This is a genomic window from Bradyrhizobium australafricanum, assembly GCF_020329495.1.
Classification (GTDB): domain Bacteria; phylum Pseudomonadota; class Alphaproteobacteria; order Rhizobiales; family Xanthobacteraceae; genus Bradyrhizobium; species Bradyrhizobium australafricanum.
In genome coordinates this window covers 25,629-41,952 of sequence record NZ_JAGKJL010000003.1, presented here as the reverse complement: position 1 = coordinate 41,952, position 16,324 = coordinate 25,629, and the positions used below count along the sequence as shown (strand labels likewise).

Genomic DNA, 16,324 nt, shown 5'->3' with positions numbered 1-16,324 from the left:
CGAAGGAGAATTCGCCCATGTCCGCCGCTACCTCGATGGCCGCCCCCCGCGCCCGCTTCAACACCCTGCCGCTGCTGATTGCCCTGTTCTGCCTGCTCTGGAGCTACGCGTTCGTGGCCGGCAAAATCGGCGTCACCGACTGCCCGCCGCTGATCCTGCTCGCCGCGCGGTTTTCGCTCGCCGGGGTCTTGATCCTCGCCATCTCCTGGCTGCGCCGCGACCAATGGGATCTCACCTGGCGCGATGCGGCGGTGTTCGCCGTGCTCGGCGTCGCCAACAACGCGCTCTATCTCGGCCTCGGCTATACCGGCCTGAAGACGGTCTCCGCCGGACTTGGCGCGCTGATCGTCTCGGCCAATCCGGTGTTCACCGCCATGCTGGCAGCGCTGTTCCTCGGTGAGAGCATGACCTTGCGCAAGGTGATTGGTCTCGTGCTCGGCATCGTCGGCGTCGCCTTCATCGTCTGGCATCGCATGTCGGTCGGATCGGACAGCCCGCATGGCATCTTGTTCACGCTGGCCTCGCTCGCCTCGATCGTCGCCGGCATCGTGCTGTTCAAGCTGCTGGCACCGAAAGGCAGCCTGTGGATCGGCAACGGCATCCAGAACATGGCCGGCGGCCTTGCGGTGATGCCGTTCGCCTTCACGCTCTCCAGTGTCAGCGACATCGTGCCCAGCATGCGGCTTGCCGGCGCCTTCGCCTTCCTCGTGCTCGGCGGCTCGATCCTCGCCTATCTGCTCTGGTTTCATCTCCTGAAAGTGTGTGGTGCGACCGCCGCAAGCGCCTATCACTTCCTGATGCCGCCGCTCGGCATGCTGTTCGCCTATCTCGTGCTCGGCGAGCATGTCGAATTTCGCGACCTGCTCGGGATCGTTCCGGTGGCGCTCGGCATTTACCTAGTGACCCGCCCGGCGGCAGCCGCGGCCAACAGGAGTAGGACGTGAGCATCACCATCACGCTGATCGGAGGTCCCACCGCCCTGATCGAGATCGACGGGTTCCGCCTGCTCACCGATCCGACCTTCGATGCGCCCGGCGAGTATCAATTGCCGCATGTGAAACTGGAGAAGCTGACGGGCCCCGCGCTCGGCGCGCGCGATGTCGGCGCGATCGATGCGGTGCTGCTGAGCCACGACCAGCATTCCGACAATCTCGACCATACCGGCCGGGATTTCCTTAAAGAGGCGAAGCGCGTGCTGACGACGGAGGCCGGCGCCAGGCGGCTCGGCGGCAACGCCGAGGGCTTTGCGCCCTGGGCCTCGACCGAGTTGCAGAAGGGTGGCCGGACCCTCACCATCACCGCGACGCCGGCGCGGCACGGACCGGCGGGGATCGAGCCGTTGTCCGGCGACGTCATCGGCTTCGTCGTGCAGCCGGCAAAACCGGGCCGTCCGGTCTATGTCAGCGGCGACACCACCTGGTTCGACGGCGTCGCCGAGGTTGCGCGGCGCTTCGACTGCGGCGTGGTGCTGCCGTTCGCCGGCGCCGCGCAAACCCGCGGCCCCTTCCATCTCACCATGGACACCAATGACGCGATCGAGACCGCGCACGCCTTTGCGGACGCGGTGATCGTGCCGGTTCATACCGACGGCTGGGCGCATTTCCGGCAAAGCGCGAACGACCTGCGCGCGAGCTTCGATACGCTCGGCTTCGGCCGCCGTCTGCGCATCCTCGAACCCGGCGTCGCCACGGTCATCGAGCCGTAGGTTCGCCTCAGGAACCTTGCCGGTATCCGGCTCGTTGTCAGACGGCTGGAACCGGACATGACGCGGCAAGGGACAATCTCACCACACGACAAACATGACGATGCGCCGGCGGCGAAGCCTCGGCGCCAGCCGTTCAGTTTCAGCCGTGTCCTGAAGACGCTCGGCCCCGGGCTGATCACCGGCGCTTCCGACGACGACCCTTCGGGGATCGGCACCTACAGCCAGGCCGGCGCGCAACTCGGCTACGGCATTGGCTGGACCATGCTGCTGACGTTTCCGCTGATGAGCGCGATCCAGGAAATCTCGGCGCGGGTCGGCCGCGTCACCGGGCATGGCATCGCGGGCAATGTATGCCGGCATTATCCAGGCTGGCTGCTCGCCGTCGTGGTGACGCTGCTGTCGATGGCCAACACCATCAATATCGCGGCCGACCTCTCGGCCATGGCCGATGCGGCAAAGCTTCTGATCGGCGGTCCGGCCATTCTCTATGTGGTGCTGTTCGGCGTCACCTCGGTGGCCGCGCAGATCTTCATGAACTACCGGCGCTACGTCACGATCCTGAAATGGCTGACGCTCAGCCTGTTCGCCTATGTCGCGGCGCTCGCCTTTGCCAAGGTGTCGTGGATGGAGGCCCTGGCCGGCGTGCTGCTGCCGCGCATCAGCTGGAGCGCCGACTATTTCACGACCATCGTTGCGATCCTCGGCACCACGATCTCGCCCTATCTGTTCTTCTGGCAGGCCTCGCAGGAGGCGGAGGAGCAGCGGCTCGACGCCACCAAGCATCCGCTGATCGAACGGCATTACGGCGCCCAGCACGAATTCTCGCGCATCCGCGCCGATACCATTACCGGCATGGCGTTTTCGAACCTGATCGCATTGTCGATCATCGTCACCGCCGCCGCATCGCTGCACGCCACCGGCAAGACCGACATCCAGACCTCGGCGCAGGCCGCCGAGGCGCTGCGCCCGATCGCCGGGCCGTTTGCCGAGGTGATCTTCGCGCTCGGCATCGTCGGCACCGGCCTTCTGGCGATTCCGGTGCTCGCGGGTGCGACGGCTTATGCGGTCGGCGAGGGCCGGCGATGGCGGGTTGGGCTGACGCGCAGGCCGAAGGAGGCGATCGCGTTCTATTCGGTGCTGGCGCTGTCGGGCGGCATCGGCATCGCGCTCAACTTCACGCCGATCGATCCGATCGCGGCGTTGTACTGGAGTGCGGTCGTCAACGGCGTGCTCGCGGTGCCCGTGATGGTGCTGCTGATGTTCATGGCCCGCCGCCGCGACGTCATGGACCGCTTTGTGGTCGGCGGCTGGCTGTACTGGCTCGGCTGGCTCTCGACCGGAGCGATGGCGCTCAGCGTGATCGCGATGGGGATCGGCTTCCTGCTGTAGCTTGTTCGAACTCCTCAACCCTCGCCGAACAGCGAGCTATCGATCTTGGTCGTCGATTTGACCTTTCGCAGGATGATCGTCGTGCGGTAGCTCGCGATATCGCTGTCCGGATGCATGAGGCGATCGAGGATGAACGATTGGTAGCGCGCGAGGTCCGAGGACACGATCCGTAGCGAGTAATCCCAATCGCCGGCAATCATGCAACATTCGACGACCTCCGGAAGGTCGATCACCTTCCGCTCGAAGCGCGTGAAGGATTCCCTGTTCTGTTGCTTGAGACGGACCTCGACGATCACGTCGAACCCGAGTCCAACCCGCGTCGGGTCCACCAGCGCCACATAGGAATTGATGACGCCGGCCTCTTCGAGGGTGCGAACGCGTCGCATGCAGGGGGCGGACGAGAGGCCGATCCGCTCGGCCAGCTCGAGATTCGTGATCCGCCCCTCGACCTGCAGCACGTCGAGGATTTTACGGTCGATCTCGTCAATCACGATCGCGGTTCCCATTTTTTTTCGCATTTTCGATCTTTTGCGCAATTGATTGCAGAAGAAGGGCTGAAATGCATCTCAAATCGCAATGTCATTGCCCTCGCGCGCGCATAAGATGTGGTGCGAGGGTTCTTTGATCGCCGCGACCGAGCAGCAAGGAGCGGGCATGGCCGGAAATGACGACAAATCCTTTTGGGATCGCGCGCGGCGGCACCTCATTCGCTATGGCGGGACGTTCGCTCCCGTCATCATCGAGCGCGCCTCCGGGTCCTTCGTCTATGACGCCGACGGCCGGGCCATCCTGGATTTCACGTCCGGGCAGATGAGCGCCGTGCTCGGTCATGGTCACCCGGAGATCGTCCAGACCATCAGCGAGCATGCCGAACGGCTCGACCATCTGTTCAGCGGCATGCTGACGCGCCCGGTCGTCGCGCTGGCCGAACAGCTCGCGGGCCTGCTGCCGCCGGGGCTTGATCGCGTCATGCTGCTGAGCACCGGCGGCGAGTCGAACGAGGCTGCGATCAAGATGGCCAAGCTCGCCACCGGCGGCTTCGAGACCGTCGCGTTCGCACAGTCCTGGCACGGAATGACGTCTGGCGCGGCCGGAACGACCTATTCGGCCGGCCGCAAGGGCTATGGTCCCGCGCCGGTCGGCTCGCTCGCGATCCCGACGCCGAACCCCTATCGCCCGCGCTTCGGCAACGCGGCCGACTGGCGGGCCGAGCTGGCCTACGCCTTCGATCTGATCGATCGCCAATCGACCGGCTCGCTCGCCTGCATGATCGCCGAGCCCATCCTCAGCTCCGGCGGGCTGATCGACCTGCCTGAAGGCTACCTTGCCGAACTGAAAGAGCTGTGCCGGGCACGCGGCATGCTGCTGATCGTCGACGAGGCGCAGACCGGCCTCGGTAGGACCGGCGCCATGTTCGCATTCGAGCGCGACGGCGCCGTGCCTGACATCCTGACCTTGTCGAAGACGCTCGGCGCCGGCCTGCCTCTGGCTGCGGTCATCACCTCCGCCGAGATCGAAGAGCGGTGTCACGAACGTGGTTTCCTGTTCTATACGACGCATGTGTCGGACCCGATGCCGGCCGCGGTCGGGCTGAAGGTCATCGAGATCATCCTTCGCGACAGATTGGTCGAGCGCGCCAGGATAGCGGGCGCGCGGCTGAGGGATGGGCTCCTCGCACTCCAGAACCGGTTCGAATGCATCGGTGACGTGCGCGGCAGGGGGCTGATGCAGGGCATCGAGATCGTGCGCGACCGTTACAGCAAGGAGCCTGACGAAGCGCTCGGAACGCGTGTCTCTCAGCGCTGCATGCAGCTTGGACTGAGCACTAACATCGTTCAGTTGCCCGGCATGGGCAGCGTATTCCGCATCGCCCCGCCGCTGACGATCAGCGACGACGAGATCGATCTTGGCCTCTCGATCCTCAGCGACGCGTTCGACAGCGCATTGCAAAGCAGGGCTGGCTAAATCAATCCTTGCGGAACACGATCGAGGCCATCCAGCCGGTCATCAGCGCCATGAACGCGGTGATCAGGCCGTAGACAAGGCCGTTATGCCGCGCGGTGGTGGCGACGAATTGCTCGAAGCCGACCTTGACGATCTCGAACGCGGTCTCGGCCTTGGTCACCAGCGCGCCGTCGGAAAACAGCTTGATCTCGACATTATAGGTGCCGATCGGCACCTCCGCCGGCAGCGGAATGCCTGTGCGGAACAGGGTCGGGGTCAGGAAGGTCACCGCCGAGGTCGCCTCACGGTACAGCCCGTGCTCGGAGCGCAGCCGCACGAAGGCGCTGCGGAACGGGTCGTTCGGCACCACGTCGGCATAGTCGGGCCCGACCCGCTGCATCAGCAGCACGTTGTTGAGCCCGAGCTGCTGCCGCCGCTGCACCTCGGGCGAGGCGATCTGGTCGAACGGGCGATTCGAGAACAGCGCGAGATAGCCCGGCACCTGCAGGAACTGGCGCGAGTCGGTGTTGATCCAGATGCCGAATTTGCGCTCCTTGCGCCGCGTCACCATGTCGGCGCGCGGGCCGGACACCGTGACGACGAGATCGTAATTGTTGCGATTGGGCGGCGCCTTGTCGTCCTTCTCGACCGAGCCGAACAGCACGAGCTCGCCGCCGGAATAGTTCGGCGTCACCGTGACGCGGTGGTTGGAGACCGACACGATCAGCCGCTCGGCATGAGCGGGCGCGGCCGCCAGGCCGGCGGCGGCGAAGCCGATGATCGCGAGCGCCGCGCGCAGCCTCATGGCGGGGCTCCGCCGGTTTCGCGGATGCTGTAGAGGTCCTGCGGCCGGATCACCAGTTCCACCGCAAAGCGGATGCCGACCGCGAGCACCAGCAGGCCGAGCAGCAGGCGCAGATGCTCGCCGCGGATCTTCTGGCCGGCGCGGGCGCCGAACTGCGCGCCGGTGACGCCGCCAACCATCAGGATCAGGGCCAGCACGGCGTCGACCAGATGGTTGGTCACCGCGTGCAGCATGGTTGCGAACACCATGGTGACGAGGGTGAGCACCATCGAGGTGCCGATCACGGTCGAGGTCGGCACCCGCAGCACATAGATCATCAGCGGCACCAGGATGAAGCCGCCGCCGATTCCCATCACCGCGCCGATGAAGCCGATCGCGAGTCCGACCACGACGACCGGGATGACGGAGAGATAGATCTTGGAGCGCTTGAAGCGCAGCTTCAGGGGCAGGCCGTGGATCCAGCCATGGCTGCCGGGCTTGCGCAGCGCGATCGGACCGCCGCGGCGGACGCGCAGCATCGCGCGCAAACCTTCCCAGAACATCAGCCCACCGACCGTCGTCAGCAGGATGACGTAGGACAGCGCGATCATCAGGTCGAGCTGGCCGAGCGAGCGCAGGAAGGTGAAGGTCCACACCCCGAACGTGGTGCCGAGCGTGCCTCCGACCAGCAGCACTGCCGCCAGCAGCGGATCGATCGCGCGTCTGCGCCAATAGGAAATGGCGCCGGAGAACGAGGAGGCCGCGATATGGCTGGCGACGGAGGCAACCGCGACCGCGGGCGCGATGCCGACGAAGATCAGCAGCGGCGTCATCAGGAAGCCGCCGCCGATGCCGAACATGCCGGAGACGAATCCAACCGCCGCACCCATCGCCAGGATGAGGAAGACATTGACCGGAATGTCGGCGATCGGGAGATAGAGCTGCACGCGCGTCGCTTCTTGTCGGTTCGCCGCGAACTCGGCACAAGGCCGCATCACGGCGTGATGTCGTTCTGGTCGGGCATTCTCCGGCTGAACGAATCCGGTCGGCGCGCAAGACGCAGGCGAACGCGGGTCGATTGCCGCGTTCTTGCATAACTGAAATCGGCGGGGGGAGGGACTAAAGAATCCGCTCCCGAGGGCATTTTTCGCCGCACCTGGCCGCCGTCTGCGGACGTGGTTGATAATTCAGATTAATGACGCCTGTGTCGCCTCACGGCCGATCGACCGGCTTGGTGATCAGGTTCAGCGCGAGCGCTTCTTTCGGGTTCAGCCAGCGGATATCGGAGGTTTGCGACATCGCCTCGACGATCCCGGAAGAGACGCCCATCTTGGTCATGTAGCCCAGCACCATGCCCTGGATGCGTTGGGCCTCGGCGAGGGGATCGCTGACGGGCGTGCTCGTCGTGAAGCGATGCACGCCGAGTCGCGAGCCCGCGATGCCATAGCGGGTCTGGCCGCCGGCATAGACCAGGACGCAGGCGCTGGCGCAGGACGCGGGGCGGAGCTTGCCCGAGGCGCCGGCGGTGGCGACCGCGGTGACCAGCCCGTGCGTGCGGATGACCTCGCCCATGATGGCGGCCTGGTTCAGCGCACCGCCCGGCGACGACAGCAGCACGACGTCGCCCGGTGCGAGACGCGCCTCGCTGAGCCGGTCGCGGAACCAGCTCGCGCTGGCCGAGCCGATCTTGCCGCTGAGCGCAAGCGCCCGCCGGCCGCGGCCCGATCCGTCGATGTCGACATCGGGAATCACCGCCGACGTCATGCTGGCCGCGATGTAGGTCTCGCGCCAGAAGTCCCAGGCGCCCGGCGTCGACAGGTCACGGTAAGCCTGGATGGCGACGCTCGACAGCAGCAGCACGAAGATGATGATGGACCAGAGCGAGAACCGGAAGGCGCGGGGCGGCGATGCCGCGTTCCGTTGCGGCGTCGGCGGAGGCGAGGCCGAGGGGCGCGGGGCGAATGGAGACGGCGCCTGCCGCGGCGGCGCAACGCGGGGACCGGTCGGCGACGAACGGTGGCCCGTTCCATCATCCTGGCGATCGTCGACAGACAAGCCTGACCCTCCGGAACGCGTGCGCCGACGGCGCGGAACTGCGCGCCTGTCTACACGGCGGAAGGCCGGAGGTATAGGACAGCGGCGCCGTCAAGGCGCCGCAGCCGTCTCGAACCTAGTGAGCTGGAGCGGCGAGCGCCGCGGTCCGCTTCGAGGGTTGCTTGACCGGCTTCGCCGCTGCGGGCTGCGCGGCCGCGCCGTCCCAGCCGCCGGCGGGCGCCGGCACATTGACCGCATCGCTCGGCTGCGGCTCGGCGGTGAAAGTCTGGATCGCCAGCTTCGCTGCGGCCAGCGACTGCGGGTCGAGCCGCTTGGCAATATCGTCGCGCTTGTGGCCGGCGTCGGCGTCGCCCTGCGCGGCCGCGAGGCTGAACCACTTGAACGACTCAGCGAGGTTCTGTTCGACACCGATGCCGCGGGCATAGAGGATGCCGAGATTGACCTGGCTGTCGGCAACGCCGCGATCGGCCGCCTTGCGGAACCACTGCGCGGCGCTCTTGTAGTCGGCGCCCTTGCCGCCGCCATCGGCGTCGAGCACGGCGAGATTGTGCATCGCCTTGGCGTTGCCGCGCTCGGCGGCCTGCACATAGTAGCGTCGCGCCACATCGAAATCGCGCTTCACGCTGAGGCCCTTCTCGTAGAAGGTGCCGAGCCGGAACATCGCGGGCACCACGCCGGCCTGCGCTGCGCGGGCATACCATTTGGCGGCTTCGTCGACATTGGCGGTCACGCCCTTGCCTTCGGCAAAGCGGACGCCGACTTCATAGGCCGCGGCCGCATCGCCCTTGATCGCAGCCGTGCGCAGTGCCGGACCGCCGATCGCGTCGGGTAGCTTCTCGCCCGCCGGGATCTGGACCATGGCGAGCTTGCCGCCGAGCGGCGGTGCGGTCGGAATCGTGCCGGTGACGTCGTTGGCGGCGGCTGTTGGCGCGGCGGTCGGCTCAGGCGCGGCGGCGGGTGCGGGCGCGATTGCCGGTGGGATCGTCACCTGCGCGCTGTCGAGCGTGTTCGGCGCCGGAGTGTTGTTGGACTGGCGGCCGAGCGGGGTCGGCGAGGTCATCGACGGCCCGGGCACTGACGGTCCGGGCACGCCGGACGGCGCAGCCGGGGCGGGCGCGAAGGAATTCTCGGCAGGCGGCTGCATGGGCGGCGTGGCCGGCTCGCTGTGCTCGATCGCCGGCACCTGCGGCGTGGAGCTGGTGTCGAGCAGATTCATCGCCATCTTGGCGGTCGAGAGCAGGATCACGACCACGCTCGCGCCGACCAGCAGCGAACGGATCTTGGAGGTGATGGTCGAAGGCTGCGCCTCCGGCGCGCCAGTCGCCGTCGCGCCGGCCGCGGCCGTGCCGGCCTTGGCGGCAGCCGCCTTCGCGGCCTTGTCGGCCTTCTCCTTGGCCTTGGCTGCAGCCTTGCTCGCGGCGCGCGCCGCCTTCTCGTTGACGGGTTGCGCGGCAGCGGCCTGCGCGGCGCGGCGCGCGGCGGCGATGAAGCTCGATGTCGAGACCGGCTCCTTCTTGCCGGCGGGAAGATCAGAGATCGCGCGCTCGGAATCCGCGATCCGCTCCGACGGCGAAGCGACGCGGCCGGAGGGGCGTGTGCCCGGTTCGAGCGGATGATCCGGTGGCAGGTCCGGCGCGATCGCGGCGCGTGCGGACGCCGCATGCGGCTCGAGGATCTCGCTGATCGCGCGCGGCGGTAGCGGCGGCGGCGCGCTCTCGACCGGCTGCGCGGCATGGAATTCGCGCGGCGCGGACATGAAGTGCTCCTGCGCCAGCGCAGGATTGGGCAATTCGGGCCTGTACGATTCAGGCTTGTACGCTTCAGGTTTGGGCTGCGCGATCGGCTGCGACATCGCCGCGCGCGGCATCTCCATCCGCGGAGCTTCCATCCGCGACTCGGCCGGCGCGGGAGCAGGCGGCGCGGTGCGCACCGTACGCAGATCGTTCTCGATCATCGCGAGACGATCGACGACATGGCCGAGCGTGTTGTGAACGGTCTCCAGCGAATCCTGAGTGCGGCGGTCGGTCTCCGACTGGCTGAAGCGGATGTCGGACAGCTCGCGCTTCACCATGTCGACGATGCCGCTGTCCATCATCGGCTGCGGCGAGGAGGTGCTGACGTTGCGGGCGGCGTCGGCGAGCGAGGCGATGTGGGCGTGCTGCGCCTCGAGGTGCCGCATGATGTCGTGCAGCGCTTCCTCGACCCGGCCGAGATTGCCGGAGCGCTGGTCGGCGGACTCCAGGCGCTCGAGCAGATACGAGACGCGCTGCTCGAGATGGGTGAATGCCGACGAACTGTCGTTGCCGACCTGCAGGCGGTCGATCCGCTCCGACAGCGAGCGCAGGGCGCCTTCGATGGCATCGGTGTTGTCATAGCCGGCCGGCCGCTCGCGGGTCTCCAGCGTCGAGGCCAATGCGGCAATGCGTTGCTCGATCCCGGCGAAGGCATCGCCATGGCTCTCGGCGCGCGACATCTGCGACAGCTGGTCGACCTTCGCGGCCAGCGCATGCACGTCCCCGGAGAGCTGCAGCAGCGCGTCGTTGGAGGCGACGTTGGAGACGATGGCGCGCAGCGCGGCGATCGCGCTCTCGAGCTGATGCACCGTCGACGGATCGTCGTTGGCGCGCAGGATCATGTCGAGCTTGGCGCCGAGATTGCGGATCGCCTCGTCGTAGCCGGTGAGCTGCTCGGCGGGCGTCAGCGTGCGCAGCGCCTCGCGGATTTCCGACAGCGCGCGTTCGATGCCGGCGATCGCCTGGCCTTGGCCGTTGCGGCCCTCCTGGCGGAGCTCGTCGATCCGGTGATGCAGCGAGCGGATCTCGTTCTCGATCGACTCGATCGCCCGGCGCGGCATCGCCTCGGTGATCGCCTGGCGGATCTCCGCAAGCTCGCCGCGGAAGGCCGCGATCGACTGTTCAATATGGTCGGGCCGCTGCAGCGCCTCGATCTGGCTCGTGATCTTGAGCAGCTGACGCTCGAGCGAGGAGAAGTCGGGCCCGGCCGGCGGCGGTGGCGCATAGGCGGCCATCGGCGGCGTCGATTGCGGCATCGGCGGCGCGCCGCGCGGCGGCATCTGGCGTTGCGCTGATACGTCGAGCTCGTTCTGGCGCGCGGCGATCTCCGCGATCGCGAAATCGAACGAGGCCGGGCTCAGTGGCGGCGAGGGGCGATAGACCTGGGCTGCGGCCCGCTCGACCGCCTCCGCCTGGCGCAGCCTCTCCTCCAGTTGCCGGTCATGCATCTGCGGCTCGCGCTGCATCTGCGACTCACGCATCGGCTGTGGCTGCGGCTCGCGCGCCGGCTGCGGCCGCGAAATTTGCGACAGCCGGGCATCGAGGCGCGAAATCGCGTCGTTCAGCTGTCGCGCGACGGCGGGCTGGCCGCGCGGCACTTCGGCGCGCACCGCTTCGGCGCGCGTCAGAGGCTTTGCAATTTGTTCGATCTGCCGGGTGATGGCGTCGAGCCGCTGGTGGATATCGGCGACCTCGCGGCTTTCCCGGCTCGGCATCGGCTGCCGTTGCTCCATGCGCCAATCCGGCGGGCTCGGTTCACCGACGGTGGAGTTGAGCCAGTCGTTCAACGACATGCCGGCGCGGCGCGCAGCCGCCTCGGCCCTGTCGCGGACGGAGGGATCGATGCCGTCAACACTCCACGATACGCGCGAATTCATGATTCCGTCCGGTCCCGACTCCGGCGCTACACCCTGCGCCCGCAGCCTCCCCGCGCATTCCCGTTAAGAGACAATCGAATTCTGCGCCGGGCGTCTGCTTCAGCTGCTGACTTTTTCCCGTCACGGTAAATAACGGGTTAAGGAATGCGGCCGACGGGCACTAAAGTTAGGGAATCCGGGAACCTGTTGCGCCGGATCAGGACAGCGACTTGTGTCGCCGCCAAGCTTCTCCTTCCCCCTGAAAGGGGGAAGGTCGGGATGGGGGTCAGCCGCACACACTGCTGCGTGTGGAGAGAGATGATCCCCACCCGCTTTGCTCTTCGAGCAAAGCGACCTCCCCTTTTCAAGGGGAGGCTGAAGATTTGTTTCTAGCCGTTGCTTTCGCGCTTGCCGTCGTCGAGCGGCAGCACATTGCTGCGGCCGGACATGGCCGAGAGCGCGTCGAGCGCCTCCTCGCACCATTCCACCACCATGCGCTCATGGCGCATGCCGAGGCGCAGACTGAGCATCTTGCCGACATCGGCCGGCGGCGCGGTGCCGTCGGGGAAGCGCTTGTTGAGCAGGCGCTCATAGCGCTCATAGCGGTCGCGGTGATGCTCCAGCCGCGCCATCAGGTCGTTGCGCAGCGGCTCGATATCGACGCAGTCGAGCGCATAGAGCCGGACCAGAAGGTCATCCTTGATCGAGGGCGGCACGCTCGGGCGCGCTGCCCAGTGCTTCAGCGCCGCGCGGCCTTCGGCGGTCAGGGTATAGACCAGCTTGTTGGGCTTGCCGGACTGCACCACCTCGCGGCCCTGGACATGGCCCTTGTCGCGCAGCCGCGAGAGCTCCCGGTAGATCTGCTGATGGTCGGCCTTCCAGAAGAAGCCGATCGACGCATCGAACGTCTTGGCGAGCTCATAGCCCGTCATCGGACGTTCCGTGAGGCAGGCAAGGATTGCGTCACCGAGTGCCAACGCCCACCTCCATCTCAGTTCCCCAAAAAGCCATTCTGAAGTTCGCTTGACTTTATGCGTTAGTGTGCATATGCGTCAATATGCATATGTTGATCGGCGTGCCGCCCTGTCGCGCGCGCCGATGTCCAGGCTTCTTAACCCCGCCGCAGGAGACGTCCGAATGAGCAAGCCGGGCCTCGACAAGTGGTACGCCTACATGAAGTCCCACGACACCGCCGCTCTGTGGGACCTGCTGGATCCCGACGCGGTGTTCGAAAGTCCGGTCGTGCACACGCCGCAGCGTGGCCGCGACATCACCTTCAAATATCTCACCAGCGCCGCCAAGGTGCTCGGCGGCCCGACCTTCAAGTATCTCGGCGAGTGGCGCAATGACACCGGCGCGGTGCTCGAATTCGAGAACGAGATTGACGGCATCAAGCTCAACGGCGTCGACATCATCACGTTCGATGGTGACGGCCGGATCACGCATTTCAAGGTGATGGTGCGTCCGCTCAAGGCGATCAACCTGCTGCATCGGATGATGGGCGAGGAGTTGATGAAGCAAAGCGGCGCAACGTCGCAATCACAGTCGCGATAGCATCTGCCGCGGACCTCCGGAACCGGATAAGGTCCGCTCCAACAACCCAAGGACACGCTGCGCAGCGTCCGTCGCATATGCGGCCACGTGCCAGCCGGGAGACCAGCATGCCAACCTACAAAGCCCCCGTCGAAGACGTCAGCTTCCTGCTCAACGACGTTTTCCAGATCGACCGCTACGGCAATCTTCCCGGCTTCACCGATGCCTCGGCCGATGTACGCGAGGCGATCCTCGGCGAGGCCGCCAAGCTCAGCGAAGAGGTGCTGCAGCCGCTCAATCGCACAGGCGATCTCGAAGGCTGCAAGCGCAATGACGACGGCAGCGTCGCCACGCCGAAGGGCTTCAAGGATGCCTTCAAGCAGGTCGCCGAAGGCGGCTGGCTCGGCCTCTCGGCGCCGACGGAATTCGGCGGCCAGGGCCTGCCGGTGACGCTCTCGCAGGCCGTCAACGAATTCCAGATCTCCGCCAACATGGCGTTCTCGATGTATGGCGGGCTGACGATGGGCGCGACCGCGGCGCTGCTGGTGCACGGCACCCCCGAGCAGAAGCAGACCTATGTGCCGAAGATGGTCGCCGGCCAGTGGACCGGCACCATGAACCTGACCGAGCCGCAGTGCGGCACCGATCTCGGCCTGCTCCGCACCAAGGCGGTGCGCCAGGCCGACGGCAGCTTCAAGATCACGGGCACCAAGATATTCATCTCCGCCGGCGAGCACGACCTCACTGAGAACATCATCCATCTGGTGCTGGCGCGCATCGAAGGCGCGCCGGCCGGCATCAAGGGCGTCTCGCTGTTCGTGGTGCCGAAGGTGCTGGTCAATGCCGACGGCTCGCTCGGGCAGCGCAACGGCGTCAGCTGCGGCTCGATCGAGCACAAGATGGGCATCCACGGCAATTCCACCTGTGTGATGAACTACGACAACGCCACCGGCTGGCTGATCGGCGAAGAGAACAAGGGCATGCAGGGCATGTTCGTGATGATGAACGAGGCCCGCCTCGGCGTCGCCGTGCAGGGCCTCGCGCAGTCCGAGGTCGCCTATCAGAACGCGGTCGCTTATGCCCGCGAGCGCCTGCAGGGCCGCTCGCTGACCGGCGTGAAGGAGCCCGAGAAGCCGGCCGATCCGATCATCGTGCATCCCGACGTGCGCCGCACGCTGCTCACCATCCGCGCCTTCAACGAGGCGGCGCGCGCCATGGTAGTATGGACCGCGCTGAAGAGCGACGTCGCGCACCGCTCCAACGACGCTGGGGATCGCCAGGCTGCCGACGATCACATGGGCCTGATGACGCCGGTGCTAAAGGGTGTCCTGACCGACACCGGGTTCGCCAACACGGTCTCGGCGCAGCAGATGTTCGGTGGCCATGGCTACATCGCCGAGCACGGCATGGAGCAGTTCGTGCGCGATGCGCGCATCGCGATGATCTATGAGGGCGCCAACGGCATCCAGGCGCTCGACCTGGTCGGCCGCAAGCTGCCGCGCGACGGCGGCCGTGCCGCGATGGCGTTCTTCGGCGAGGTCGGCGCTTTTGCCAAGGAGCATGGCGCCGACGAGGCGATGAAGCCGTTCATCACCCCGCTCTCCACCGCGCTCGGCCATCTGCAGCAGGCCACCGGCTGGCTGATGCAGAACGCGCTGGCCAAGCCCGACAATGCCGGCGCCGCCGCGACCGACTACATGAAATTGTTCGGCCTCGTCGCGCTCGGCTACATGTGGGCGAAGATGGCCAAGGTGGCGCAGGACAAGGCCGCCGCCGGCACCACGCCCTACCTCAACACCAAGCTTGTGACCGGCCGCTTCTTCATGGAGAAGCTGCTGCCGGAGACCGCCGTGCATCTGGCCCGGATCCAGAGCGGCAGCGCCACCACGATGGAATTGGCCGCGGAAGCGTTCTGAAGCGTTTTCCAGCGAAGTGGAGACCGGTTCGCGTGAAGAAAACGCGTCAAACAAGAAAGCCCTGAAAATTGCCGCCGCACTGCTGCGGCGGCGTGTCCTTCCGTATATATTATGATCCTCATATCAAGGAGGGCGTCATGCCTGAGGCATACATCTACGATCACGTTCGTACCCCGCGCGGCCGCGGCAAGGCCGACGGCGCGCTGCACGAGGTCACCGCGCTGGCGCTCGCCACGGTGCCGCTGAAGTCGCTCAAGGAGCGCAACAATTTTCCCGAGGATTCCGTCGACGACGTCGTGCTCGGCGTGGTCGATCCGGTCGGCGAGGCCGGCTCGGACATCGCCCGTTTCGCGGCGCTGAACGCCGGCCTCGGCGAGAAGGTGCCGGGCGTGCAGATCAGCCGCTTCTGCGCCTCCGGCCTCGATGCCGTGAACTTCGCCGCGGCCCAGATCATGAGCGGCCAGCATGAGCTCGTGATCGGCGGCGGCGCGGAATCGATGAGCCGCGTCGGCATCGGCGCCTCCGGCGGCGCCTGGCCGATGGATCCCTCGATGGCGGTGCCGGCCTATTTCATGCCGCAGGGCATCTCGGCCGATCTGATCGCGACCAAATACGGTTTCTCGCGTGACGACGTCGACGCCTACGCGGTGCAGAGCCAGCAGCGCGCGGCCAAGGCCTGGGACGAGGGCCGCTTCGGCAAGTCGGTGGTGCCGGTCAAGGACGTCAACGGCCTGACCATCCTCGCCAAGGACGAGCACATGCGCCCGACCACGACGATGCAGTCGCTGGCGCAGCTGCAGCCGTCCTTCGCGGCGATGGCGGCGATGGCCGGCTTCGACGCGGTGGCGATCCAGTCGCATCCCGAGGTCGAGAAGGTCAATTACGTGCATCACGCCGGTAATTCCTCCGGCATCGTCGACGGCGCCGGCGCCGTGCTGCTCGGCAGCAAGGAGGCGGGCGCCAAGCACGGGTTGAAGCCGCGGGCGAAGATCCGCGCATTCGCCAATATCGGCTCGGAGCCCGCGATGATGCTGACCGGCCCGGTCGACGTCACCGAAAAGCTGTTCGAGCGCTCCGGCATGAAGAAGTCGGACATCGACCTGTTCGAGCTCAACGAGGCCTTCGCCTCGGTGGTGCTGCGCTACATCCAGGCGTTCGACATCGACAACGCCAAGATCAACGTCAATGGCGGCGCGATCGCGCTCGGCCATCCGTTAGGGGCGACCGGCGCGATGATCCTCGGCACCGTGCTCGACGAGCTTGAGCGCACCAACAAGGAAACCGCGCTGGTGACGCTGTGCATCGGCGGCGGCATGGGCACCGCCACCATTATCGAGCGCGTCTGAGGC

At 66.6% G+C, this 16,324-nt stretch carries 13 protein-coding genes; 7 read left to right on the top strand and 6 right to left on the bottom strand.

Going from position 1 to position 16,324, the window contains the following annotated elements:
- The first annotated feature begins 17 nt into the window (after positions 1-17).
- From J6525_RS03675 to J6525_RS03665, 3 genes are read left to right on the top strand one after another with little or no spacing between them, the layout of a single operon-like run.
- Complete coding sequence (locus J6525_RS03675) at positions 18-944, top strand: DMT family transporter (protein WP_092088029.1); 927 nt, start codon at positions 18-20, stop codon at positions 942-944.
- Positions 941-1,705: an MBL fold metallo-hydrolase gene (locus tag J6525_RS03670; protein WP_225642134.1), complete on the top strand. Its 765-nt coding sequence runs from the start codon at positions 941-943 to the stop codon at positions 1,703-1,705. Before J6525_RS03675 ends, J6525_RS03670 begins: the two co-directional genes overlap by 4 nt.
- A gap of 57 nt (positions 1,706-1,762) precedes the next feature.
- On the top strand, positions 1,763-3,094 hold the full coding sequence (locus J6525_RS03665) for an NRAMP family divalent metal transporter (RefSeq protein WP_225642132.1): 1,332 nt from the start codon (positions 1,763-1,765) through the stop codon (positions 3,092-3,094).
- Between the two features lie 14 nt (positions 3,095-3,108).
- Here the strand turns inward: J6525_RS03665 and J6525_RS03660 are convergent, their stop codons facing one another.
- Positions 3,109-3,600 carry an Lrp/AsnC family transcriptional regulator gene (locus tag J6525_RS03660; protein WP_092088035.1) on the bottom strand — a complete coding sequence of 164 codons (492 nt, stop codon included), beginning with the start codon at positions 3,598-3,600 and terminating at the stop codon, positions 3,109-3,111.
- Positions 3,601-3,748: 148 nt separating this feature from the next.
- Between J6525_RS03660 and J6525_RS03655 the strand changes: the two genes are divergently transcribed.
- On the top strand, positions 3,749-5,059 hold the full coding sequence (locus J6525_RS03655; RefSeq protein ID WP_225642130.1) for an aspartate aminotransferase family protein: 1,311 nt from the start codon (positions 3,749-3,751) through the stop codon (positions 5,057-5,059).
- A 1-nt stretch (position 5,060) separates the two neighbouring features.
- Here the strand turns inward: J6525_RS03655 and J6525_RS03650 are convergent, their stop codons facing one another.
- The 5 genes from J6525_RS03650 to J6525_RS03630 all read right to left on the bottom strand — a co-directional run bounded on the left by J6525_RS03650 (position 5,061) and on the right by J6525_RS03630 (position 12,503).
- Positions 5,061-5,843: a TIGR02186 family protein gene (locus tag J6525_RS03650; protein ID WP_092088037.1), complete on the bottom strand. Its 783-nt coding sequence runs from the start codon at positions 5,841-5,843 to the stop codon at positions 5,061-5,063.
- Positions 5,840-6,769, bottom strand: a complete 930-nt coding sequence (locus J6525_RS03645; RefSeq protein ID WP_076832838.1) for a sulfite exporter TauE/SafE family protein — start codon at positions 6,767-6,769, stop codon at positions 5,840-5,842. The genes J6525_RS03650 and J6525_RS03645 overlap by 4 nt, the downstream gene beginning before the upstream one ends.
- Before the next feature lie 265 nt (positions 6,770-7,034).
- Positions 7,035-7,877 (bottom strand): COG3904 family protein, encoded by an 843-nt coding sequence (locus J6525_RS03640; protein WP_225642128.1) that lies wholly within the window; start codon positions 7,875-7,877, stop codon positions 7,035-7,037.
- 115 nt (positions 7,878-7,992) lie between these two features.
- Entirely contained in the window at positions 7,993-11,547 is a 3,555-nt protein-coding gene (locus J6525_RS03635) for a tetratricopeptide repeat protein (RefSeq protein WP_225642126.1), read from the bottom strand.
- A gap of 368 nt (positions 11,548-11,915) precedes the next feature.
- Positions 11,916-12,503, bottom strand: coding sequence for a PadR family transcriptional regulator (locus tag J6525_RS03630; RefSeq protein ID WP_057016062.1), 588 nt, complete (start codon positions 12,501-12,503; stop codon positions 11,916-11,918).
- A gap of 160 nt (positions 12,504-12,663) precedes the next feature.
- Here J6525_RS03630 and J6525_RS03625 point away from each other — a divergent pair, with 160 nt between their 5' ends.
- The 3 genes from J6525_RS03625 (at position 12,664) to J6525_RS03615 (ending at position 16,321) form a co-directional block, all read left to right on the top strand.
- Positions 12,664-13,080, top strand: a complete 417-nt coding sequence (locus tag J6525_RS03625; RefSeq protein WP_225642124.1) for a nuclear transport factor 2 family protein — start codon at positions 12,664-12,666, stop codon at positions 13,078-13,080.
- 107 nt (positions 13,081-13,187) lie between these two features.
- On the top strand, positions 13,188-14,975 hold the full coding sequence (locus tag J6525_RS03620; RefSeq protein WP_092088045.1) for an acyl-CoA dehydrogenase C-terminal domain-containing protein: 1,788 nt from the start codon (positions 13,188-13,190) through the stop codon (positions 14,973-14,975).
- A gap of 137 nt (positions 14,976-15,112) precedes the next feature.
- Positions 15,113-16,321, top strand: coding sequence for an acetyl-CoA C-acetyltransferase (locus J6525_RS03615; protein WP_225642122.1), 1,209 nt, complete (start codon positions 15,113-15,115; stop codon positions 16,319-16,321).
- Positions 16,322-16,324 lie beyond the last annotated feature (3 nt).

Excerpts from the sequence above, each read along its gene's own strand:
- J6525_RS03675 (WP_092088029.1), top strand. The coding sequence starts at position 18 with ATGTCCGCCGCTACCTCGATGGCCGCCCCCCGCGCCCGCTTCAACACC.
- J6525_RS03665 (WP_225642132.1), top strand. The coding sequence starts at position 1,763 with ATGACGCGGCAAGGGACAATCTCACCACACGACAAACATGACGATGCG.
- J6525_RS03660 (WP_092088035.1), bottom strand. The coding sequence starts at position 3,600 with ATGGGAACCGCGATCGTGATTGACGAGATCGACCGTAAAATCCTCGAC.
- J6525_RS03655 (WP_225642130.1), top strand. The coding sequence starts at position 3,749 with ATGGCCGGAAATGACGACAAATCCTTTTGGGATCGCGCGCGGCGGCAC.
- J6525_RS03650 (WP_092088037.1), bottom strand. The coding sequence starts at position 5,843 with ATGAGGCTGCGCGCGGCGCTCGCGATCATCGGCTTCGCCGCCGCCGGC.
- J6525_RS03635 (WP_225642126.1), bottom strand. The coding sequence starts at position 11,547 with ATGAATTCGCGCGTATCGTGGAGTGTTGACGGCATCGATCCCTCCGTC.
- J6525_RS03625 (WP_225642124.1), top strand. The coding sequence starts at position 12,664 with ATGAGCAAGCCGGGCCTCGACAAGTGGTACGCCTACATGAAGTCCCAC.
- J6525_RS03620 (WP_092088045.1), top strand. The coding sequence starts at position 13,188 with ATGCCAACCTACAAAGCCCCCGTCGAAGACGTCAGCTTCCTGCTCAAC.
- J6525_RS03615 (WP_225642122.1), top strand. The coding sequence starts at position 15,113 with ATGCCTGAGGCATACATCTACGATCACGTTCGTACCCCGCGCGGCCGC.